Source organism: Enterobacter cloacae complex sp. 370H10, from assembly GCF_050031535.1.
GTDB classification, from domain to species: domain Bacteria; phylum Pseudomonadota; class Gammaproteobacteria; order Enterobacterales; family Enterobacteriaceae; genus Enterobacter; species Enterobacter intestinihominis.
The window spans coordinates 2,862,692-2,880,359 of sequence record NZ_JBLGWG010000001.1; the positions used below are offsets into that span (position 1 = coordinate 2,862,692).

General features: G+C 52.8%; 35 protein-coding genes and 1 pseudogene. 26 read left to right on the forward strand and 10 right to left on the reverse strand.

Annotated elements, in window-relative coordinates; genetic code table 11:
* Positions 1-72 precede the first annotated feature (72 nt).
* The 7 genes and pseudogenes from ACQG2Q_RS14130 to ACQG2Q_RS14160 form a co-directional block, all read right to left on the reverse strand.
* Positions 73-372, reverse strand: a complete 300-nt coding sequence (locus tag ACQG2Q_RS14130) for a protein ren (protein WP_176486867.1) — start codon at positions 370-372, stop codon at positions 73-75.
* A 4-nt stretch (positions 373-376) separates the two neighbouring features.
* The gene (locus ACQG2Q_RS14135; RefSeq protein WP_096216943.1) at positions 377-1,750 is read right to left on the reverse strand and encodes a replicative DNA helicase; all 1,374 of its coding nucleotides are present in this window, start codon (positions 1,748-1,750) and stop codon (positions 377-379) included.
* Positions 1,747-2,772, reverse strand: a complete 1,026-nt coding sequence (locus ACQG2Q_RS14140; RefSeq protein ID WP_255248684.1) for a replication protein — start codon at positions 2,770-2,772, stop codon at positions 1,747-1,749. Before ACQG2Q_RS14140 ends, ACQG2Q_RS14135 begins: the two co-directional genes overlap by 4 nt.
* 52 nt (positions 2,773-2,824) lie before the next feature.
* Positions 2,825-2,971, reverse strand: a complete 147-nt coding sequence (locus tag ACQG2Q_RS14145) for a hypothetical protein (protein WP_015571544.1) — start codon at positions 2,969-2,971, stop codon at positions 2,825-2,827.
* Positions 2,966-3,043 (reverse strand): annotated as a pseudogene (locus ACQG2Q_RS14150) (replication protein); the annotation flags it as partial. The gene ACQG2Q_RS14145 and the pseudogene ACQG2Q_RS14150, both read right to left, overlap by 6 nt.
* Before the next feature lie 11 nt (positions 3,044-3,054).
* The gene (locus ACQG2Q_RS14155; protein ID WP_096216945.1) at positions 3,055-3,600 is read right to left on the reverse strand and encodes a toxin YdaT family protein; all 546 of its coding nucleotides are present in this window, start codon (positions 3,598-3,600) and stop codon (positions 3,055-3,057) included.
* A gap of 29 nt (positions 3,601-3,629) precedes the next feature.
* Positions 3,630-3,857, reverse strand: a complete 228-nt coding sequence (locus ACQG2Q_RS14160; protein ID WP_045338826.1) for a hypothetical protein — start codon at positions 3,855-3,857, stop codon at positions 3,630-3,632.
* Between the two features lie 68 nt (positions 3,858-3,925).
* Here ACQG2Q_RS14160 and ACQG2Q_RS14165 point away from each other — a divergent pair, with 68 nt between their 5' ends.
* The 26 genes from ACQG2Q_RS14165 (at position 3,926) to ACQG2Q_RS14290 (ending at position 15,611) form a co-directional block, all read left to right on the forward strand.
* Entirely contained in the window at positions 3,926-4,648 is a 723-nt protein-coding gene (locus ACQG2Q_RS14165) for an XRE family transcriptional regulator (RefSeq protein WP_229289426.1), read from the forward strand.
* A gap of 11 nt (positions 4,649-4,659) precedes the next feature.
* Entirely contained in the window at positions 4,660-5,247 is a 588-nt protein-coding gene (locus tag ACQG2Q_RS14170) for a hypothetical protein (RefSeq protein ID WP_045330129.1), read from the forward strand.
* 468 nt (positions 5,248-5,715) lie between these two features.
* Positions 5,716-6,141 carry a tellurite resistance TerB family protein gene (locus tag ACQG2Q_RS14175; protein ID WP_000467318.1) on the forward strand — a complete coding sequence of 142 codons (426 nt, stop codon included), beginning with the start codon at positions 5,716-5,718 and terminating at the stop codon, positions 6,139-6,141.
* The gene (locus ACQG2Q_RS14180; protein ID WP_141114168.1) at positions 6,141-6,293 is read left to right on the forward strand and encodes a DUF3927 family protein; all 153 of its coding nucleotides are present in this window, start codon (positions 6,141-6,143) and stop codon (positions 6,291-6,293) included. The genes ACQG2Q_RS14175 and ACQG2Q_RS14180 overlap by 1 nt, the downstream gene beginning before the upstream one ends.
* 152 nt (positions 6,294-6,445) lie before the next feature.
* On the forward strand, positions 6,446-6,694 hold the full coding sequence (locus ACQG2Q_RS14185; protein WP_022651079.1) for a DUF7446 family protein: 249 nt from the start codon (positions 6,446-6,448) through the stop codon (positions 6,692-6,694).
* Positions 6,691-6,849, forward strand: coding sequence for a hypothetical protein (locus ACQG2Q_RS14190; protein WP_047727208.1), 159 nt, complete (start codon positions 6,691-6,693; stop codon positions 6,847-6,849). The genes ACQG2Q_RS14185 and ACQG2Q_RS14190 overlap by 4 nt, the downstream gene beginning before the upstream one ends.
* A complete protein-coding gene (locus ACQG2Q_RS14195) occupies positions 6,846-7,046 on the forward strand; it encodes a hypothetical protein (RefSeq protein WP_199004950.1) in 201 nt (66 codons plus the stop codon). Before ACQG2Q_RS14190 ends, ACQG2Q_RS14195 begins: the two co-directional genes overlap by 4 nt.
* Complete coding sequence (locus tag ACQG2Q_RS14200; RefSeq protein ID WP_199004952.1) at positions 7,043-7,255, forward strand: cell division protein FtsZ; 213 nt, start codon at positions 7,043-7,045, stop codon at positions 7,253-7,255. Before ACQG2Q_RS14195 ends, ACQG2Q_RS14200 begins: the two co-directional genes overlap by 4 nt.
* Before the next feature lie 72 nt (positions 7,256-7,327).
* Entirely contained in the window at positions 7,328-7,612 is a 285-nt protein-coding gene (gene gamL / locus ACQG2Q_RS14205) for a host nuclease inhibitor GamL (protein WP_199004955.1), read from the forward strand.
* Positions 7,613-7,630: 18 nt separating this feature from the next.
* Positions 7,631-8,476, forward strand: a complete 846-nt coding sequence (gene bet, locus ACQG2Q_RS14210) for a phage recombination protein Bet (RefSeq protein WP_057059818.1) — start codon at positions 7,631-7,633, stop codon at positions 8,474-8,476.
* Positions 8,473-9,153: a lambda exonuclease family protein gene (locus ACQG2Q_RS14215; protein WP_024198026.1), complete on the forward strand. Its 681-nt coding sequence runs from the start codon at positions 8,473-8,475 to the stop codon at positions 9,151-9,153. The genes bet and ACQG2Q_RS14215 overlap by 4 nt, the downstream gene beginning before the upstream one ends.
* Entirely contained in the window at positions 9,150-9,578 is a 429-nt protein-coding gene (locus tag ACQG2Q_RS14220) for a regulator (RefSeq protein WP_199004957.1), read from the forward strand. Before ACQG2Q_RS14215 ends, ACQG2Q_RS14220 begins: the two co-directional genes overlap by 4 nt.
* 64 nt (positions 9,579-9,642) lie before the next feature.
* Entirely contained in the window at positions 9,643-9,726 is an 84-nt protein-coding gene (locus ACQG2Q_RS14225) for a DUF1317 family protein (RefSeq protein ID WP_426759281.1), read from the forward strand.
* On the forward strand, positions 9,723-10,475 hold the full coding sequence (locus ACQG2Q_RS14230; protein ID WP_148742085.1) for a hypothetical protein: 753 nt from the start codon (positions 9,723-9,725) through the stop codon (positions 10,473-10,475). Before ACQG2Q_RS14225 ends, ACQG2Q_RS14230 begins: the two co-directional genes overlap by 4 nt.
* 4 nt (positions 10,476-10,479) lie before the next feature.
* Positions 10,480-11,007, forward strand: a complete 528-nt coding sequence (locus ACQG2Q_RS14235) for a group I intron-associated PD-(D/E)XK endonuclease (RefSeq protein ID WP_148742087.1) — start codon at positions 10,480-10,482, stop codon at positions 11,005-11,007.
* Positions 10,983-11,645: an MT-A70 family methyltransferase gene (locus tag ACQG2Q_RS14240; RefSeq protein ID WP_096217073.1), complete on the forward strand. Its 663-nt coding sequence runs from the start codon at positions 10,983-10,985 to the stop codon at positions 11,643-11,645. The genes ACQG2Q_RS14235 and ACQG2Q_RS14240 overlap by 25 nt, the downstream gene beginning before the upstream one ends.
* Positions 11,642-11,860, forward strand: a complete 219-nt coding sequence (locus ACQG2Q_RS14245; protein WP_199004960.1) for a hypothetical protein — start codon at positions 11,642-11,644, stop codon at positions 11,858-11,860. The genes ACQG2Q_RS14240 and ACQG2Q_RS14245 overlap by 4 nt, the downstream gene beginning before the upstream one ends.
* Positions 11,857-12,393, forward strand: a complete 537-nt coding sequence (locus ACQG2Q_RS14250) for a hypothetical protein (RefSeq protein ID WP_426759225.1) — start codon at positions 11,857-11,859, stop codon at positions 12,391-12,393. Before ACQG2Q_RS14245 ends, ACQG2Q_RS14250 begins: the two co-directional genes overlap by 4 nt.
* Positions 12,390-12,581 carry a DUF1382 family protein gene (locus tag ACQG2Q_RS14255; RefSeq protein WP_096216705.1) on the forward strand — a complete coding sequence of 64 codons (192 nt, stop codon included), beginning with the start codon at positions 12,390-12,392 and terminating at the stop codon, positions 12,579-12,581. Before ACQG2Q_RS14250 ends, ACQG2Q_RS14255 begins: the two co-directional genes overlap by 4 nt.
* A 91-nt stretch (positions 12,582-12,672) precedes the next feature.
* The gene (locus ACQG2Q_RS14260; protein ID WP_426759226.1) at positions 12,673-12,894 is read left to right on the forward strand and encodes a TraR/DksA family transcriptional regulator; all 222 of its coding nucleotides are present in this window, start codon (positions 12,673-12,675) and stop codon (positions 12,892-12,894) included.
* A gap of 8 nt (positions 12,895-12,902) precedes the next feature.
* Positions 12,903-13,112: a hypothetical protein gene (locus tag ACQG2Q_RS14265; protein WP_032677372.1), complete on the forward strand. Its 210-nt coding sequence runs from the start codon at positions 12,903-12,905 to the stop codon at positions 13,110-13,112.
* Positions 13,109-13,558 carry a phage protein NinX family protein gene (locus ACQG2Q_RS14270; protein WP_096216910.1) on the forward strand — a complete coding sequence of 150 codons (450 nt, stop codon included), beginning with the start codon at positions 13,109-13,111 and terminating at the stop codon, positions 13,556-13,558. Before ACQG2Q_RS14265 ends, ACQG2Q_RS14270 begins: the two co-directional genes overlap by 4 nt.
* Positions 13,521-13,760: a DUF4222 domain-containing protein gene (locus tag ACQG2Q_RS14275; RefSeq protein WP_023300428.1), complete on the forward strand. Its 240-nt coding sequence runs from the start codon at positions 13,521-13,523 to the stop codon at positions 13,758-13,760. The genes ACQG2Q_RS14270 and ACQG2Q_RS14275 overlap by 38 nt, the downstream gene beginning before the upstream one ends.
* 9 nt (positions 13,761-13,769) lie before the next feature.
* Complete coding sequence (locus ACQG2Q_RS14280) at positions 13,770-14,126, forward strand: DUF551 domain-containing protein (protein WP_096216911.1); 357 nt, start codon at positions 13,770-13,772, stop codon at positions 14,124-14,126.
* Between the two features lie 254 nt (positions 14,127-14,380).
* Entirely contained in the window at positions 14,381-14,557 is a 177-nt protein-coding gene (locus ACQG2Q_RS14285) for an excisionase (RefSeq protein ID WP_255248678.1), read from the forward strand.
* A complete protein-coding gene (locus ACQG2Q_RS14290) occupies positions 14,526-15,611 on the forward strand; it encodes a tyrosine-type recombinase/integrase (RefSeq protein WP_096216912.1) in 1,086 nt (361 codons plus the stop codon). Before ACQG2Q_RS14285 ends, ACQG2Q_RS14290 begins: the two co-directional genes overlap by 32 nt.
* 322 nt (positions 15,612-15,933) lie before the next feature.
* Here the strand turns inward: ACQG2Q_RS14290 and ACQG2Q_RS14295 are convergent, their stop codons facing one another.
* Genes ACQG2Q_RS14295 through yobA form a run of 3 tightly spaced genes read right to left on the reverse strand, consistent with a single transcriptional unit; the run spans position 15,934 to position 17,531 of the window.
* Positions 15,934-16,272: a YebY family protein gene (locus ACQG2Q_RS14295; protein ID WP_022648464.1), complete on the reverse strand. Its 339-nt coding sequence runs from the start codon at positions 16,270-16,272 to the stop codon at positions 15,934-15,936.
* Between the two features lie 16 nt (positions 16,273-16,288).
* A complete protein-coding gene (gene copD, locus ACQG2Q_RS14300) occupies positions 16,289-17,158 on the reverse strand; it encodes a copper homeostasis membrane protein CopD (RefSeq protein WP_063849167.1) in 870 nt (289 codons plus the stop codon).
* Position 17,159: 1 nt separating this feature from the next.
* Positions 17,160-17,531: a CopC domain-containing protein YobA gene (gene yobA, locus ACQG2Q_RS14305; RefSeq protein ID WP_063849168.1), complete on the reverse strand. Its 372-nt coding sequence runs from the start codon at positions 17,529-17,531 to the stop codon at positions 17,160-17,162.
* Positions 17,532-17,668 lie beyond the last annotated feature (137 nt).

Genomic DNA, 17,668 nt, shown 5'->3' on the forward strand with positions numbered 1-17,668 from the left:
CGATGCTGATGAGCGTTACACCGTTACCCTTCGCCATGGTCCTAACCATCCAGCGATAATCACTCCATTCGCTCATACCCCTACCCTCCCCCAAACCATCAATACTCGCTTCATCGCCGGGCTTTTCCGGCACTCCTGAAATATTCCGTTTGTGCAGCTGCGCGCGGTACCATCCTGCTCTTCCGGCGTCGCCAGGCGATAAGTCACCGTTCGCCAGACCTTGCTCACCCGGACAATCTTGCGGGCCCGCTCCAGATCGATAGCGTTCTTCGTGATGCAGTTGATGGTCATGCCGCACTCTGTGGCCACATCCTTCGCGGTGAAGGTCCGGTGCGTTTCGAGATAACGCAGAATTGCCTGTTTGCCTTTCATCGTCTTAGCACTCATAGTCAGCCTCCTGTTGCATCTGGCTGCTGTAGGTGAAATCTACCGGGTCCAGGCCTGAGTAGCGGCTGCTGAAGTGGTAGGTCTTTTCTGCCCCCGGCGCATGGCGGGACTTCACACAGATGATTTCGGTGATGCCTTTCAGTTCGGTGTTTTCGTTGTACTTCTCATCCCGATACACCATGAAGATCACATCTGCTTCCTGCTCAATGACGCCAGACTCTCGCAGGTCTGCGGCAACGGGACGCTTATTAGCGCGCTGTTCAAGGTTTCGGTTCAGTTGGGCCAGAGCGATGACCGGGCAACGCAATTCTTTCGCCAGGTTCTTCAGGCCAGTGGCGATCTCCCCTACGCTACGGTTCATGTTCTCCGGGTCTGACATCCGCATCTTCTGGAGATAATCGACGATTACCACGCCCAGTCCGCCCAACTTCTTACTCATACGCCGCGCTTCCGCACGCACCTGGTGAACGCTTAGGGATGGCTTGTCATTGATGTAGATCGGAGAGTCGATGAACTCCTTCATGCAGTGACTAACCTTCCCCCATGCCTCGTCCATTTTCCCGCTAACTTTGCTCAGCAGATCTTCTTTGCTTACCCGCGACCGGTGGAAAGCGACTCGCTCAGAGATTTGTTCCACTGGCATTTCGAGACTGAAGAACAGCACCGGCTTTTTGTTTTTCAGGCCTACGGTTTCTGTCACTGTGGTGCTAAACATGGTTTTCCCCATGCCAGGGCGCCCGCCAACGACGATAAAATCCGTATTGTTGAATCCTCCGAAAGCGCTATCGATGGTCGACATGCCGAGCTCTGTTTTGTATTTCCAGATGTCGCCATTAATGATCGCCTGGATGGTTTCCAGCGACATATCGATGCCAGTGGTGATGTGTTCAGTTCCGTAGTCAGCGCTGTGCTCAATTCCAGAGATGTCGGCCTGAATGTTGCCGATGATGTCTGCGATACCCTCGGTAGTTGGTTCGGACAGCTTCTGGATCCCAACCTGTAACGCCAGGGTCATACGGCGACCAAGGTACATTTCACGAAGCTTTTCGCAGTAGGCTGCAAGGTTTGCGAAAGACGGAGTGTTTTTGCTGCATTCAGCCAGGTAAGCGAACCCACCCGCACTCTCAAGAACCCCGAGTTGTTCAAGATCGCTGGTCAGCGTAAGCAGGTCTATCTTCGAACCGGATTCGTTGAGTCGCTTATAGGACCGCAGAGCCACTTTATGGGGCGTTGCTGTGAAGTGGTCCTCAGTCAGGCCCTCAATCGCATCGGTAGCCATGTCGGCGCCATCTGCGCGACCTGCTGCAAGCATTATTCCGCCAATGACGGCCTGCTCAACGTATAAATCAATAAAACGGCTCATGCTTTGACTCCCTTGCGCTCACGGTGCTCGTTGATGGCCTGCTCGTAGACAGATCCCCAGTTCTTCGGATTCAGGATCCAGTCGAGTGTCAGCCATGGCTGATCGCCTCTGGTGCCGAACAGGGAAGACTTGCTAATCAGCTCGAAGGCCATTCCCATGTGCTTCAGTTCTCGCCAGTTGCCCTGGGTGGTTTTGCCGTTCCACACAGCTTCCAGGTCTCGATAGGCCGGACGGCGGCGGTTCCACTCATGCAGTGAAACGGCCTTCGAAGGGAATTTTTCATTCCAGAGCTTGATGATCTCTTCGTGCGGACAGGCTGCCGGATTGCTTCCCTGGCCATCAGCCCATATCAGGGCGTCTGACAGGTATCCATCAAAGCGGGTCATACGGCACAGGTTCTCTGGCTTGAAGCTGTGACCCCAGTTCACATGGGCCCAGCGGATAACCAGCTTCAGCTCTTCAGCGGTGTAGCACTGGTCTTTGCTCTTCACCGTGGAGAGAGCTTTCTCAAAAGGTGCCAGCGCAGCACAACGACTACCCGTTAGCTCGTTGAAGTAATCCATCACTTCCTGAGCGAGTGAGTTTTCCCCCTGGGGGGATTTAGGGGGATCTTTTCTTTCTTTCTTTTGAATAGTTTCTTTTGTGTTTAGCTGAGTTGGCTTATGGGTATTAGCTGACTTGGCTAATGTTTCATTAGCTGTTTCGGCTAATGATTTGCTATTTTGGCTAATGCTAAAATTCCAGTCAGAAATCACCTTATTCACCCCGATCGCCAGGCCGTTGGTAACGATGATGTTCATTGCAATCATCTCGTTCTTGGCCTTGCAGACATGCGTATGGTGAATGCCGGTCATTGCTGCAATCTGGGTATTTGTAATGCGGTCAAACTTTTTCCCGAACCCGTAAGTTTTGCGGATCACCGCCAGAACGACCTTCAGCTGGCGAGCCGTTAAATCAGCAGCCATAACCGCTTCCAGCAGCTCGTTAGCGATGCGGGTATACCCATCATCGATATCTGCCACCTGACGCTCCACGACCGTTACAGACGGTCTGAAAGGTATTACTTTTGCGAGGCTACCCACGGCCACTCTCCTTACGTTTCAGCTCTTCCAGGATGGCGCGCATCTTCTCTGCCACAATCGGATTAACCGAGCGGATGAAGCGGTCGCGGGTTATGTTTTTATGTACAGCGGTATGGTAATAGCGTGGATTTTTTGCCATTATTCCTCCTGCAACTACTGTCGTTTTTGCACCAGAAAGTCGGTTCTGTTCGCGCAGACCGGCTTTCGCCATTTCTGTAGTTCTCACATGACCCCCAGCATCGATGTAACCATCGTCATCAGCGGCCCTACCTGCTCAGGCATGAGGCGGAACAGCGACGCTATACCTTCGCTTACCTCTTTCAGCTTCTGATGCTCTGGGGCGTCCAGCAGCACGGCTTGCTTAGCCTCGGCACACTCTTTCATCGCAGAGGCGATCAGCGACATCGTGTCGTTCTGCGGCGCCAGGCGGTTGCGGTACTCCAGCGGCAGGACGGCCATGATTGCCGGCGTCAGCTGGCGTATGTTGTTGGCGGCGTATTCGGTGTCGCCATCAATCCAGCGAAACACTTTCTGCATCTGGCGGTGCGAGTCAGTCGGGATATCCAGACCGGTGCCGCCAGTGGCTCGCCACTCCTCAACAATCAGCGCTGCGACAAATTCACGGCTGCGGCAATCAGCTGCCCAGGCGCGGACAGCTGCGCGGATCCCATCGATGTTTAACGCCGTGGAATCAGGTTCCCGGCGATTCTGGTAAATCATCGCCGCTGGCGAAAATTTGTTACCTTGTTGATACGCAAGTGAATGCATTGCTTTCCCTTTCGTGGTTAGGGCCGCCGTTAAGCGGCTTTTGGTTTACTGATTTCAAGAATCTGGCTCTCGGTAAACTGTCCACCAGATACAGCTGCGATTTTGGATGCATAGCCTGTTTCACCGGTGTAATCGGTACGCGGCAGGCAACCGCTGTTAATCCATTTGTAGATAGCGCGGGGAGTGCGCCCGCAAGCCTTCGCCACCACCGGTACACGGATTTGCTTGATGATGTCGCCAAGGTTTTTAGGTTGCATTTGGTAACCCTCAAATTGAACTGTAAGTACATATTATGTCGGAACTGATAGTTCACGCAAGTGATATTATGATTGAACCCATGGTTCAAGAAGAAAGAGCGCGTAAAGAGTTCTCCCAACGGCTAGCGCTGGCCTGCGATAAAGCTGGTTTACCTGCACATGGTCGTCAGACTGAGTTGGCAAAACTCATGAAGCTGACACCTAAAGCGGTAAGCAAGTGGTTCAATGGGGAGGCTATTCCAAGACGTGGGAAGTTGCAGGAATTGGCGGCTATACTTGGCACATCCTCCTCTTTCCTGTTGGGCGATAGCGCTGCCGATGGCATATCTGAAGGGCATATGGCGATGAGGGATGATTCTTTCCGTGTAGACGTTTTTGACATTCAGGCTAGTGCTGGGCAGGGAGTTCTCGTGCGAGATGAATTCATTGAAACCATCAGATCCATTGAGTATTCAACTGAAGAGGCTCGCGCCGTCTTTGGAGGCCGCCCGGCTGATCACATAAAAATGATTGCCGTTAATGGCGATTCGATGTCTGGCACGTTCGAGCCGCGAGACCAGATCTTCGTCGACGTCAGCATCGACTGCTTTGACGGTGACGGCATATACATTTTCGTTCTGGACAATGATCTCTACATCAAACGGCTTCAAAAGCAGCACAAAAAATTAGCTGTGATTTCAGACAATAAAAAATATGAAACCTGGTACATCGAAGATGGTGATTTTTCTTCTCTCCGCATATGCGCGAAAGTGCTGGTAAGCCAGTCAAGGGCATACAGATTTCATAGCTGAGGAAGTTAAGCGTGGAAGCAAATAAGGTTACTGATCTGAGTGATGGAAGCGTCTTGTACGAGCTTGGCGATCACCTCATCACCTGCAAATTAAGCCAGGATAGGCAGTGGCAGCTAGGGGCTTTTAAACGTGACGAAAGTAACCTGAGAGATGACACGCTTGCGGTTTTGAAGAATGAAAAATTCATGTTTATGGTTAAGCTCGGAGGACAGCTCTCTCCCAAGCCTCAATGCATAGCTGTTAACGGGCGATTTTTATTTTCTGTCCATACCGGCAAAGACAACAACATGGCTGCAACCATAGTCATGGATAAAACCGGGAAAGAGTTATTCAAGGTAGAAACTTCCACTCACCTCATCAGTTCGGCCATATCTGAATTTGGCCGCTACATCGCCCTATCGTTTGCCGGCAGCAAAAATAAGGATGATTTTTACGCGAACCGGCTTGAGGTCATAAACATTGATACCGGAGAAGTGTTGATGTCCGTTATCAAAACAGACTTCCTTCGATACGCTGAACTTTCAGTTGTTGAGCCAGACGGCGGACTTTTCGCAACTTTCAATGGTCGCACAAGGCTTGTCGATGTGACGAACCTCTAATAAATCAAACCAGCCCCAACCCTTCTCGCCTCAATCAATAAAAAACAAAAAAATATTTCTCCTTAAAGTTCATAAAGATAATCGGATATGAACTTTCCATTCATATAAAATGTACTTTTGGTACTTTACATGAATGAACTATTGGTACATTATCAATCCATCGAAACGAAACATCGACAGCTGAGCGAAGTTAGCCAGCGGCGGACAGCAAGTCGCCTGCTCATTAAGAATTCAGTCAAGCAGCAAATCACCCGGAGCGCTCCTGGCAAATTGAAATGGCGCCCAATGGGATTGAGGCAGGTGTGTAACGCGTGGCGGGTATAGCACACGAAGAGGACTCCGCACCGGAATGGTTTGCTGCTCAGTTCCCGAACATCGGGGAAGCTTTACCAGCAGCTCTTTGCGAGGGGCTGACGGTAAGTCAAATGTCGCCATCAAGTTGATGGCTTAAACCAAGAGGGTAGTCAAATGTTCGGACTGTTTAAGAAAAAAGCACGCAAAGCAATCGTCGAAGTGAAGAAGATGGAAAACCGCGATGCAGTTGAAGCAACGGTGTGGGGCTGTTACTCGATCGCTTATGCAGACGGGACTTGTGATGCGTCAGAAATTGCAACGCTGGAGAAAACCATTCAGGCAAAACCTGCTTTCTCTGCCTTCGCAGGTGAGATCGCCAGTATGAGCAGCAACATTCGCGCACAGTACGAAGCATCTCCTCGCTCTGCTAATGCCCAGGCAATGCGTGAACTGGCTGATGTGGCCGGTACGCCAGACGCAGTTGATGTGCTCTGCCTGTGCCTTGACGTAGCTGATAACGACGGCATCGGCGAAGACGAAGAAAAACAGCTGAAGAAAATCGCTCAGGCGCTTCAGTTATCACTCGACGCTTATATCTGATGGATAAATTGCGCTGGTTGATTATCGGCGTCCTCCTCTTCCTGGTGATTGCTGTCGATTTCACCGGGAAGTTGATGTCGATGCTGGCTGACGGGGTGTTAGTGGCAGGTGTAGTTGCCCTGGCATATCCAATGATAAAGCGAAACACATAGCCCTCTCCGGAGGGCTTTTTAATACCCCAGCAACTTCACAGAGGTTGCTTAGCTATGAAACGTGCGGCCATCCACCGTAACTGAAAAGTATGCGCATGCGCAGAAGTCTTGTATTAACCGTTCCGTTCGCCGCGATAAGGCCAAGAGGATTTATGAGCAACCCAATCACAGTAGGTTTTTCAGGCCTGACGAAGCGAATTTTCGCGGGTCGTTCAAAGCCGAGCAAATTGGCGCCCGGCGTTCGCGAGTTCACCGGTGAGAAATTTGATGTCACAGACGAGGCGCTATTTGCAGTGGCCCATCTTCTCGCGGTTCGTGATGACATCCTGATATTCCCGACAGCTGATGGGAAAGAGATTCACCTCCGCGCCGATATCAAAGAAAAGCGGGAGGCATCATGACAGTCACCCATAACGGCAAGCAGTACACAGCCAAAAAGCTCAACGATAACGAGTGGCAGCTGACGTCGGTATCTGCACCGCGCGACAAGCTGACGCTTAACCGCTGGCAGATGCATATCGCTGGCCTCCTGAAACAGGTTGAGGTGAAGGTATGAGCATCCCCTCTCACTATCGACAAAAAAACGTGAATAAAAACCGCCGATCAAAGCTTAAAGAAAGATTGAAGAATCTGATAGATAAATCAGATGCAAGCAACGGCAATAAGGTTTTCCTGAAACAAAACATAGCTTCATTAATGCAAGAGTATGCAGAGCTATGGGAATGCAGAAACGGCAATGGAGAGAGCTCATGAACGGAATGCATTACGGCACCACCCCGCTCATTCGCCAGTGCGTCACGCCCGGCATGATGGCATTGCATGAAGGCCGCACCTATCGCGTCTCAGCAGTCATTCAGGAGCGCAAATGGGTATACCTGCACACTGATGCAGAAATCATACGCCTCAGTGACTGCGTGATTGACGTCCTTCTGGACGGTCACGGCAACCCTATCCAGCACTAACCACCCTATTCAACCGATCGGCCTGGCAATACGCGGGCGGGATCTGCACATCCAAATTTCAGGAGTTCAGCCATGAACGCATACCTCACTTACGACCGAATCGAAGATCGGCGCTGGGCTGAACAGCAGCTCACCGACGAGAAAGAGAAGTGGATCGACGACCGGGCGCAGCAAATCATCGACATGATGCCAAGTGAGCCGTCCGGCCTCTTCCACTTCACGATCCCAATTGACTCCAGCCCATACGAAGGACTTCGCAGCGATAAAGCTGGCGAGGCCTACAACGATTTCATTTCGGCAGTTGCTTACGCCCAGGCGGAATACGACTGGGAACACCGTACCGGCTGCCCGTTTTAATTTTTGAGGGGATTAACGATGGCAAACGAATTAACAATCACAGCGGCGTCGCTTCAGGAGATAGGCGTCGACGTCTCCACCTGGAGCGCGCTGAAGAACAGCATCTACCCTGGCGCCAAAGACGAATCGGTAATGATGGCGCTTGATTACTGCCGAGCCCGCCAGCTGGATCCGTTGCTCAAACCTGTTCACCTTGTTCCGATGTACGTCAAAGACTCGAAAACAGGTAAAGGTGATTGGCGCGACGTGGTCATGCCGGGCATCGGGCTTTACCGCATTCAGGCAGACCGATCCGGAGATTATGCCGGGGCCCGTGAGCCTGAGTTCGGTCCCGACGTAACTCAGACGCTTACTGGTGTCGAGGTGACCTTCCCTCAGTGGTGCAAATACACCGTTTTCAAGCGCATGCCCAGCGGCGAGATCGTCGAGTTCAGCGCCAAAGAATACTGGATAGAAAACTACGCCACCGGAGGCCGCGACACCACTGCGCCGAACGCGATGTGGAAAAAGCGCCCATATGGCCAGCTGGCGAAATGCGCAGAAGCCCAGGCTTTGCGTAAGGCATGGCCTGAGATTGGACAGCAGCCTACCGCCGAAGAAATGGAAGGAAAATCACTGGACGTTGATATCCGTGACGTCACGCCGCGCAGCACCACAGAAGCGCTTCCACCAGCCGCAAGCGAAGAAACCATCCAGTCCATTACCAATCTTTTGAAAGAGCTTGGTAAGGACATGGAGCAAGACTTTCTTCCTCTTTGCAGCGACATCTTCAAGCGGCAAATCCTTGAGGCGTCAGAACTCACTGAAGAAGAGGCGCAGAAAGGGTATGGCTTCCTTCAGAAAAGAGCTAAGGCGGCAGCATGACACCAGAAATTATCCTGGCCCGGACCGGTATTGACGTAACAACCATCCAACAGGGCGATGAGGCGTGGCACCGGCTGCGCCTCGGCGTCATCACCGCCTCCGAAGTGCATAACGTCATTGCAAAGCCAAGATCTGGGAAGAAGTGGACAGACATGAAAATGTCCTACTTCCACACGCTGCTCGCCGAGGTATGCACCGGCGTCGCGCCAGAGGTTAACGCAAAGGCGCTGGCCTGGGGTAAGCAGTACGAGGAAGACGCCCGCACCCTCTTCGAGTTCACTACTGACGTGAAAGTCACGGAGTCTCCGATCTTGTTCCGTGACGAGAGCATGCGCACTGCGTGCTCCCCTGACGGCCTGTGCAGTAACGGGTTCGGCCTTGAGCTTAAATGCCCTTTCACCTCCCGCGACTTCATGAAATTCCGCCTTGGGGGTTTCGAAGCCATCAAGTCTGCGTACATGGCCCAGGTGCAGTACAGCATGTGGGTGACCGGAAAAGACGCCTGGTTCTTTGCCAACTACGACCCGCGCATGAAGCGCGAAGGTATTCACCACGTCGTAGTTGAGCGGGATCCGCAGTACATGACCGATTTCAACGAAATGGTGCCTGAGTTCATCGAGAAGATGGACGAGGCGCTGGCGGAGATCGGATTCACGTTCGGGGAACAGTGGAAATGAAACGTACACCCTTCTACCGCAGGCCCGGGCGAACAGGGCAATTCTCCGGCCTCCGTGAGCGCGTTATCTGGATGATTCAGACGCGCGGTCGCCCGGTCACCGGTAGTGAAATCGCTGAGAAGTTTGGCGTAACGCTCATCGAGTTTAACCGGGTTGCCAACGGCATTACCCGCAGCTCCGGACAGATTGCGCAGATCGTTGAGTCGGAAAAATGGCTCAACGAAGACGGCATCTGCGACCGGACATTCGACCTGGTCACGAAGCCAAAGGTCGTAACACCACAGGGCAAATCACGGCTGTTCACCCGGCGCGCAATAGAGCAGTCGCAGGAAGGTAGACGGCAGGAATGCATTGAACGTGCAGCACGCCGTCGCCGCCTGATTGCTCAGGGCCTCTACATCGACGAAATGGAGTCCATCCTATGACTCACGCTCACACGACATCAGGGTTGGCACTGTGTGCCTTCCCTTCATTGGTAACGGCTGGCTAATGCCATGGGGTGAAGTGGTCAGCAATCCATTAAAGGCGCAGCGGATCGCTGAGGAATATCGGGAAAGGCAGGAGGCGGCATGATTCATTTTCACGGCGGCCCTATTACTCCGGACACATGCGCCCTGAAGGCATGGAAAGGCAGGCACGCTTTCATCTCCTTCGCCAACCCCGGCCAATTAGCCCTGGCCAGCGAAGTCACCCAGTCTTTCGCGCTGGATAACGGCGCATTCAGCTTCTGGACGAAAAAGCGCGTTGTTAACTGGAATGACTACTACGCGTTTGTAGGTCGCTGGATGAATCACCCTCGCTTTGCTTTTGCTGTTATCCCTGACGTGATCGGCGGGACAAGTGAAGAGAATGACGCGTTAATCACGGAATGGCCGCACGGCAAAGTAGTAGGCGCGCCTGTTTATCATTTCAACGAACCAGAATCTCGCTTCATTCGTTTGTGTCATGAATTCCCGCGAGTATGCATCGGATCAATGGGCGAATATGACGCTAAAAGACCAAAAGACTGCGCCGCAAAATTGCGCGACATGATTCGCCATGTCGTTGATGAAAATGGATATCCAATAACGAAATTGCATGGACTGCGCATGCTGAATAAGGACCTCTTTATGGAGGTGCCTCTGTCGTCAGCTGATAGCACCAACGTTGCAAGGAATATAGGGATTAACAAAGCGTGGGATAAATCAGCCTATGCGCCGGCAAGCAAAGAAACCCGCGCAGCTGTACTAGTAGAGCGCATAGAAGCATACAACTCTGCATGTTCGCTCAACTATGACGAAGCCCGCGACATATTCATGCCACAACTGGCTTTTGAGGTGTAATTCCATGACCGGAAAATATGTCAGCGAGCTTGAGTTGGGGAAATGCGGAGAATATTACGCAATTTTTAAGCTGGCCAAGCAGGGTTTTGTTTGTTTTCCATCAGACCAGGGGTTGCCATACGACATTGTGGTTGAAGCCAACGGTAGGCTCCTTAAGGGGCAGGTTCGCTCGACGCTGAAAATGCGCGATTACGGTAAATCAAAAAGTGTCTACCGGTTCGGAACGAGGGTTGGAAAAGGCTACAAACGCGTTGCATCGCGGAAGACATGTGACTTCTACGCCTTCGTTGTCATCGATGAAGAGAAGATAGCCTTCATGTCTACGGATGAACTGGCCAGCGCAAAAAACCCAGGAACGCTTATCCAGACGATGGAGTTTAGATCTTCGAGCGGCATTTATCCGGGGAGAATTTATTCCAACGGCACGCAAAGGATGCTTGATTATTCACGGAATATTGAGAGCTACGAAGATTTCAACCGCGTCGTTTCTCTGATGGGAGGAAGAAGATGCAGAATCAAAAATACAGCTTAATAATGGCTGACCCACCCTGGTCTTACGGCAACACCATCAGCAACGGCGCTGCCGCCGATCACTACTCAACCATGAAGCTAATCGACATTAAGCGCCTGCCGGTGTGGGAGCTTGCCGCCGAAAACGCGGTGCTGGCGATGTGGTACACCGGAACGCATAACCAAGAGGTTATCGAACTGGCAGAGGCCTGGGGCTTTACCGTTCGCACGATGAAGGGCTTTACCTGGGTGAAGCTGAATCAGAATGCCGAGCTGCGCATCAATAAGGCGCTGGCCGAGGGTGAAGTAACCGACTTTTACGACTTCCTCAACCTGCTAAACGCCGAGACGCGCATGAACGGCGGCAATCACACCCGAGCCAATACCGAAGACCTGTTGATTGCTACCCGCGGCGCCGGGCTGGAGCGAAAGCACGCCGGGATTAAGCAGGTGGTCTACAGCCCGCTTGGCGCGCACAGCGAAAAGCCGTGGGAAGTGCGCAACCGGCTGGAGCTGCTTTACGGCGATGTGCCGCGCATCGAGCTGTTTAGCCGCAGCGCGGCGCCGGGCTGGGATCACTGGGGCAATCAGTGCGACACCGCCGCGGTAGAACTGCTGCCCGGCTGCGCCATCGACGTTGTGAAAACGGAGGCCGCATGACGCCAGCAAATGAAAGCGCCGTACGCGCCGCTTGCCGACGCTGCACCGAAGAAATCCAGCAGGCCATGCGCAAGAAGCCAAAGCCTAACTGGAACGAAACGGTGCCTCCCATCATCAATAAGCATCACAAGAAAATTGAAGCTCTGGGAGTTAGCCTCCTGGAATTCGTCGTATACACAGGGCGGCTTAATCGCCGTTTCGGAGTGGAATCGTGAAGGTTGAAAAAAGCGATGTTCTGGCGTTTACCATTTCAGATGTTGAACGCCTCGACCCTGTCAGGGTGATGATTGAAAACTATGAGCCAGGCAAGGGTCGCATCACCATCACCTGCTTCGGTAAGGCGTGGACCGGGGCTTGGTTAGCTATGGGCGGTGACACTGTGCAGGATTTCATTAAACGCGTCAGCAATGACTACCTGATCGGATGTTTAGCCCCCCGTCTTGAAAGCACCATTGATGACGACAATGAGGCAAACCTCAACTTCGTTAAGCAACAAATAATCAAACTCCGTCAGGAGCGTGAAATTGAAGCATATGAAGCCCGCGAAATGTGGATCGAGGCCGAAAATGCAGATGATGTTAAAGCTAATTGCTGTGACTTCCTGGCCGGTGACAAGCTTTTAAATCTTTTTGGCGATGATCCATGGTACGCAAAATGGCCTTCAGTGCCGAACCATCATTATCAGTACCTTGAACGCATCATCGACGCGGTGCGCGGCGGGCTCGCAGAACTGGAGCGTGCAACATGAACAGAGCCTCACCAGTTGATTTAAGGAAAAGCCTCGAAATCGCCAACCACCTGGCGCATATCGGGATTCGCTTTGTGCCGATTCCGGTGGCGACCGAGGAAGAATTCCAGACGCTGGCCGCCGAGTTATCGCGACGACTTGAGCAGATGGCAGTCGAAGCTGAGAAGAATGATGGCGGTGCAGCATGAAGGCGCTATTCACTAGGTCGCTATCACGGCCTTTTTTATTGCTGGCATTCACCTTCAACCGAATTAACCGACAGTTCCGGGAGCATTGACTATGGCCGATATCATCGACACCGCAGCAGAGATTGAAGAGCTTCAGCGTAACGCTGCCCTTTCCGCTCATCGCCTCAACCGCAACTCCGTATCAGCTGAGCGTTGTGAAGAATGCGACGAACCAATTCCCGAGCCGCGGCGAGCAGCCGTTCCCGGCTGCCAGACCTGCGCCAGTTGCCAGGAAGAGATCGAGCTTAAGAATAAGCAAAGGGGGAGCCAGTGAAAGAAATGATGACGAATCGCGAGCTAGTCGATGCCGCTATTGAGTTGGCTGGCGAGTTTTATGCGATGCAGGGTTATTCACATCGCCCAGGGTTTGAGTACTGGAAATCACCCCACCCACATGAACGACTGTGCTTTGAAATGGCGTGCCGCGCTTTTGACCTGATTCGCGGTTCAGACGTTATGGATGCTTTATCCGATCTGGAGGACGATGAATGAAGGACTACACTGCGCTAACCGACGACGAAATCAATGAGTTGGTAATAAAGCAACTTATCCTCACTGGCTTTTACACCGACGATCCGCAGGAAGTTAGCCACCGCCAATACGTAAGCGATGGGTGGTGCTGGGGCCGAGGTACTGAAACCGGACTGCGCAACAAAGACGGCTCTGTTTTCGTTACTCACCAGAACGGACATCGCCTTGATTTTTGCAATGATGCCGATGTGGCCTGGCAGCTGATCGCCAAGCACAGAATCTCCATCGAGTTTGACGGTGACCACAGCACAGAGCCACAAACTACCTGGTGCCATACGCGAAACCTGGACCGGACGTGCGGTACTGATTACCAGAAGAACCCCCTGCGCGCCGCGATGATTACCTTCCTCTTAATGCAGGAGCTTCCAAATGTTCCAGCTAATTCAGCGGGGTCAGATTTACGCTGACCAGCACGGTTGGCCCGTCATCATCCACAGTTGCACATCTCAGATAGTCCGCTACTGGCGACAGGGCCGGATCTGCACCGCTTCAATCGACCGTTTTAACAATGATTTTGAGCACCTCGATCACCGTGAGGCGGCACAGATACGCGCCGAACTGGAGACGAGTGAGCACATTAAATCGCTGCGCGCCCAGCGTGCGGCATGAGGAGTAATTATGGCAACAATGAAACAACTCATTGAGTCAGAAATAAGTGACTTCTTTGCTATTTTTGGCAGCCCCGGCGAGCCGGTGACTATTGAGGAGGCGCAGAAAACGCTTATCTCACGAATTTCCCCTTTGCTCAGCACCGATATGGCATGGATCAAATGCGCCGAACGTCTTCCAGAAACACATGAACAGGTTTTGGTTAACGATCTCAATGGTGAGGGCGTGCTTATTGCCTGGCGGGCTGAATGGCAGAGCGTTTCCGGCCCCACAGGAAAGTGGCAGTGGATTTTCCAGATCGAAGGCATTGAGCATGAAGACGTTCGAATCGAAGAGTGGCTCCCATACCCAACCCCTGCTGCCTGACGCAACTGATAGCCAGTTATGAGCTGGCTATTGGGTGCGAAAGCACTGCTCCGTTATTCCTTTTGCCCGGCCCCGCGCCGGGCTTCTTTTTGCCTGATTTCGATTAATCAACACGTCAACACAGCCTCGCCTATAATGCCAGGCGGCTAAGGAGTTCTCATGGCTAAGCTTCTCAACTTGCAGGAATGGGCTGCTGAGGTCTACACGACTCCCCCTCCCTTTCTACTCTGCGTCGATGGACGCGGGAGGGGCGAATTTATCCCGCGCCAGAGCTGCACGGAAAGGAATATAAGGTTCAGCCTGACGCTATCTACGTTGATCCGCGCAAGAAGAATCTGCGCGCCAAACCGAAACACACTAAACTGCCGTCCGGCGGCACCTTACTGGAGAGACTGACTCATGGCGAAAAGGCCAGTACGTTACGACGCTAACCTGCCCCGTAACCTGACCTATCGTAAAAGAGACAGACTTTACAGTTGGCGCAATCCGGTGACCGGGCAGGAGATTTCTCTTGGCCGGGTTGATCGCAAGGACGCTGTTGCCCAGGCCATTGAGGCCAACAACTACATCGACCAGAATTACCTACCCTCTTCTCTACTGGATCGCATAAAAGACGTGCCCACTTTCACAGTGGCTGCATGGCTGGAGCGTTACGAGGTAATTCTCGAGCGGCGCGAGCTGAAACCAAACACGATGAAGGTCAGGCGAAACCAGATCGCCACCATAAAGGAAGAGTTCGGCAAAATACCCCTCGCCTCTGTCACGACCAAGGACATCGCCTCATTTCTTGAAACGTACATTCTCTGCGATAAAAAGAGCATGGCTTCCGGGCTGCGGTCTGTTCTGATGGACATATTCAGGGAGGCGATCGTAGAAGGACATGTCGACAGGAACCCGGCCGAGCCGACGCGAACGCCGACACCGAAAGTTAAGCGAGAGCGCCTGTTGCTCGAACAATTCACCGTCATCCGCCAGGCCGCGTTAACTCATTCTGACTGGGCGCCTAACGCATGCGATCTGGCACTGGTCACCGGCCAGCGTCGTGAGGATATTTCACTGTTCAGGTTTAGTGACATTAAAGACGGGAGGCTTTTCGTTACGCAGGAGAAAACAGGTCACAAACTGGCGCTTCCCCTTGATTTGAGGCTGGACGTCGCTGGGCTTGTGTTGCAGGATGTCATTGATCGATGCCGGGTTAACAACCCTTCCGACTTCATGCTTTACTCTCCGGTCCGCCGCGGGGGAAGAAAGCCGGGGCCGCTGACTCCTGACGGACTCACCCAGGCCTTTGCAGAGATAAGGGATTCGACCGGGTTAAAATTCGGACCTAACCCACCTCCTTTCCATGAGATCAGAAGCCTGGCGAGCAGGCTCTACGAAAAGGAGCGCGGAGAAGAATTTGCTCAGCGTTTACTCGGCCACAAAAATTTAACAATGACCAAGAAATACCTGGACGCACGCGGTGCAGAGTATGTTATGGTTTAGACAGGATATGGAATATTCGAGTAATTTTCGGGGGATTTCGTGTTAAGACCGAAAAAACCTTTGAAAAACAAATAGATAAAAAGAGACCGAATACGATTCCTGTATTCGGTCCAGGGAAATGGCTCTTGGGAGAGAGCCGTGCGCTAAAAGTTGGCATTAATGCAGGCTCAATCGCCTTGCCCTTTAAGAATAGATGACGACGTCAGGTTTTCCAGTCCACAGTAAAAGTGGTCTGAAAAAAAGCGTCAGAACATCACTAAATGTGAAAAACCGCAGAGCTTTTACAAGCACCTGCGGTTTTTTTTTACTGGAAACCTGACGGCTAGCAGAGCTTTTTAGCGCGCTCAATAAACGGTGCCAGACTCTTCTTCTGCCCGGGGTTTGCCGGGTCATCCACCTGGATCACGCTGACAGGCTGTCCGTTACTTTTCCCGCTGGCAACCTGCTGCTCCGCTACGTCATTTAACGGATACTGCACGAGCGTACTGGGATTGATGACATACAGCGCGTTACCGGGACGGCAGGTGAGCATGACCTCTTCACGATTAAATGCCCAGTTGTCCTTACCCACTTCAAACCGGCTGACGGTGATGACCTGCGGCGCGGCCAGCGCACTGCTGGCACAGGTGAGAAGTAAAAGAGAAAGCAGTGTCTTTTTCATAAGTTATTAAACCTTGTCAGAAGGGTTCCCAGGTCGCGAACAGGCTGACGGCCGCCAGTACCAGCGCGCCCAGCACCACTTCTGCCTGTGTCATCCTGATAAAAATCTGTTGTTCCCGCCCGGCATCAGGGCGAAAGCGTGGCACAAGAAAATACCGATTCGCCAGCGCAATTGCCACCATCATGATGACCAGCGCACATTTGAACAACAACAGCCGTACATAAGGCGCTTCCCACGGCACGTCTATGCCCACAATAAAGAGCGTATTGATTATCCCGGTCAGCAGCACGCCCGCCACGGCGTAATGCCCCACACGGGAGAAGCGCATCATGGTAAAGATAGCGGCTAGCTGCCAGCGGCCTTTCGCCAGCCGCATACAGAACAGCAGCGGCAGTAGACCGCCCACCCAGGTGGCGGCGCAGAGCAGGTGAAGCGCATGGTTCAGACGATGCAACGCACCCGGCGCGCCACCGTTCATCGCGGCATGTCCCACGCCCGCCAGCAGCACCAGTTGCCCCATCGCGAGCAGTAACAGCCGTGAGCCCTTTTGCGGGGTAAGCCATGCAGCGCCCGCGGTCACAGCGGCCAGCACCATTTGCCACAGCCAGACGCCACCAAACTGCGTGCCCAGCACGCTGCGCCAGACCGCCGGGCGAATGACATCACCCCAGCCGTTACCCATTAACCCACTTTGCAGGCCGAACATCAGCAGAGCAGCCATCAGGCTGATTAAGGCCGCGATATTCTGCTGGCGCTGGAAACGCTGCGTCATGAGGCGCTGCAACGAAGACGGTGCAAACCAGACACTGTATAGCGCGTTGCCGAAAAGTAGTATCAGCGCAACAAAATGGATAAAGCGAAACGCTACGTAGCTCAGGGCCAGCATACTATTTCACGCTAAAGTGATAGCTGCCCTTGGTTTTGTGGCCGTCCACGGAGACCACATGCCAGTCCACCGTATAGGTGCCGGTCGTCAACGGTTTCTCAAGAGGAACAATCAGCTTTGCGTTATCCTTCTCGTCACGCTTCACCGCGCCGGTCTGGATTTTGTGCTGCTGCGCGTCCGTCACCACGACGCCGCTGAAGGCAGGTTCAATGCCTTCCGAGAAATTCAGGGTAATGACGTCGGGTGCCGTCGCGACGGTATTTTCCTGCGGGGATTGTTGCTTAAGGTGCGCATGGGCCAGAGCTGATGGCGCGATTGCCGAAGAGAGCAGAAACACCAGCGCACACGCGACGCGGGAAGGGGTAAATTGCATCACAATCATTCCTTTTCGTTATGCCTGAATGCTAAAGAATAACTCTGTATAATTAACGAGTCGAGGAACATCCTTTGCTCCCTTGTCATCGTTGAACAATCGCGGTAACGTTGCCGCCGCAGAAAAAGGAGAAGGAA

Bases quoted from the DNA above. Each gene is read 5' to 3' on its own strand.
- ACQG2Q_RS14130 (WP_176486867.1), bottom strand. From the start codon at position 372: ATGAAAGGCAAACAGGCAATTCTGCGTTATCTCGAAACGCACCGGACC.
- ACQG2Q_RS14200 (WP_199004952.1), top strand. From the start codon at position 7,043: ATGAACGGAATGCATTACGGCACCACCCCGCTCATTCGCCAGTGCGTC.
- ACQG2Q_RS14280 (WP_096216911.1), top strand. From the start codon at position 13,770: ATGGCAACAATGAAACAACTCATTGAGTCAGAAATAAGTGACTTCTTT.
- ACQG2Q_RS14265 (WP_032677372.1), top strand. From the start codon at position 12,903: ATGACGAATCGCGAGCTAGTCGATGCCGCTATTGAGTTGGCTGGCGAG.
- ACQG2Q_RS14235 (WP_148742087.1), top strand. From the start codon at position 10,480: ATGACCGGAAAATATGTCAGCGAGCTTGAGTTGGGGAAATGCGGAGAA.
- yobA (WP_063849168.1), bottom strand. From the start codon at position 17,531: ATGCAATTTACCCCTTCCCGCGTCGCGTGTGCGCTGGTGTTTCTGCTC.
- ACQG2Q_RS14230 (WP_148742085.1), top strand. From the start codon at position 9,723: ATGATTCATTTTCACGGCGGCCCTATTACTCCGGACACATGCGCCCTG.
- ACQG2Q_RS14275 (WP_023300428.1), top strand. From the start codon at position 13,521: ATGTTCCAGCTAATTCAGCGGGGTCAGATTTACGCTGACCAGCACGGT.
- ACQG2Q_RS14165 (WP_229289426.1), top strand. From the start codon at position 3,926: ATGATTGAACCCATGGTTCAAGAAGAAAGAGCGCGTAAAGAGTTCTCC.
- copD (WP_063849167.1), bottom strand. From the start codon at position 17,158: ATGCTGGCCCTGAGCTACGTAGCGTTTCGCTTTATCCATTTTGTTGCG.
- gamL (WP_199004955.1), top strand. From the start codon at position 7,328: ATGAACGCATACCTCACTTACGACCGAATCGAAGATCGGCGCTGGGCT.
- ACQG2Q_RS14295 (WP_022648464.1), bottom strand. From the start codon at position 16,272: ATGAAAAAGACACTGCTTTCTCTTTTACTTCTCACCTGTGCCAGCAGT.
- ACQG2Q_RS14270 (WP_096216910.1), top strand. From the start codon at position 13,109: ATGAAGGACTACACTGCGCTAACCGACGACGAAATCAATGAGTTGGTA.
- ACQG2Q_RS14145 (WP_015571544.1), bottom strand. From the start codon at position 2,971: ATGGCAAAAAATCCACGCTATTACCATACCGCTGTACATAAAAACATA.
- ACQG2Q_RS14260 (WP_426759226.1), top strand. From the start codon at position 12,673: ATGGCCGATATCATCGACACCGCAGCAGAGATTGAAGAGCTTCAGCGT.
- ACQG2Q_RS14290 (WP_096216912.1), top strand. From the start codon at position 14,526: ATGGCGAAAAGGCCAGTACGTTACGACGCTAACCTGCCCCGTAACCTG.
- bet (WP_057059818.1), top strand. From the start codon at position 7,631: ATGGCAAACGAATTAACAATCACAGCGGCGTCGCTTCAGGAGATAGGC.
- ACQG2Q_RS14245 (WP_199004960.1), top strand. From the start codon at position 11,642: ATGACGCCAGCAAATGAAAGCGCCGTACGCGCCGCTTGCCGACGCTGC.
- ACQG2Q_RS14135 (WP_096216943.1), bottom strand. From the start codon at position 1,750: ATGAGCCGTTTTATTGATTTATACGTTGAGCAGGCCGTCATTGGCGGA.
- ACQG2Q_RS14220 (WP_199004957.1), top strand. From the start codon at position 9,150: ATGAAACGTACACCCTTCTACCGCAGGCCCGGGCGAACAGGGCAATTC.
- ACQG2Q_RS14180 (WP_141114168.1), top strand. From the start codon at position 6,141: ATGGATAAATTGCGCTGGTTGATTATCGGCGTCCTCCTCTTCCTGGTG.
- ACQG2Q_RS14185 (WP_022651079.1), top strand. From the start codon at position 6,446: ATGAGCAACCCAATCACAGTAGGTTTTTCAGGCCTGACGAAGCGAATT.
- ACQG2Q_RS14155 (WP_096216945.1), bottom strand. From the start codon at position 3,600: ATGCATTCACTTGCGTATCAACAAGGTAACAAATTTTCGCCAGCGGCG.
- ACQG2Q_RS14240 (WP_096217073.1), top strand. From the start codon at position 10,983: ATGCAGAATCAAAAATACAGCTTAATAATGGCTGACCCACCCTGGTCT.
- ACQG2Q_RS14225 (WP_426759281.1), top strand. From the start codon at position 9,643: ATGCCATGGGGTGAAGTGGTCAGCAATCCATTAAAGGCGCAGCGGATC.
- ACQG2Q_RS14195 (WP_199004950.1), top strand. From the start codon at position 6,846: ATGAGCATCCCCTCTCACTATCGACAAAAAAACGTGAATAAAAACCGC.
- ACQG2Q_RS14175 (WP_000467318.1), top strand. From the start codon at position 5,716: ATGTTCGGACTGTTTAAGAAAAAAGCACGCAAAGCAATCGTCGAAGTG.
- ACQG2Q_RS14160 (WP_045338826.1), bottom strand. From the start codon at position 3,857: ATGCAACCTAAAAACCTTGGCGACATCATCAAGCAAATCCGTGTACCG.
- ACQG2Q_RS14215 (WP_024198026.1), top strand. From the start codon at position 8,473: ATGACACCAGAAATTATCCTGGCCCGGACCGGTATTGACGTAACAACC.
- ACQG2Q_RS14190 (WP_047727208.1), top strand. From the start codon at position 6,691: ATGACAGTCACCCATAACGGCAAGCAGTACACAGCCAAAAAGCTCAAC.
- ACQG2Q_RS14255 (WP_096216705.1), top strand. From the start codon at position 12,390: ATGAACAGAGCCTCACCAGTTGATTTAAGGAAAAGCCTCGAAATCGCC.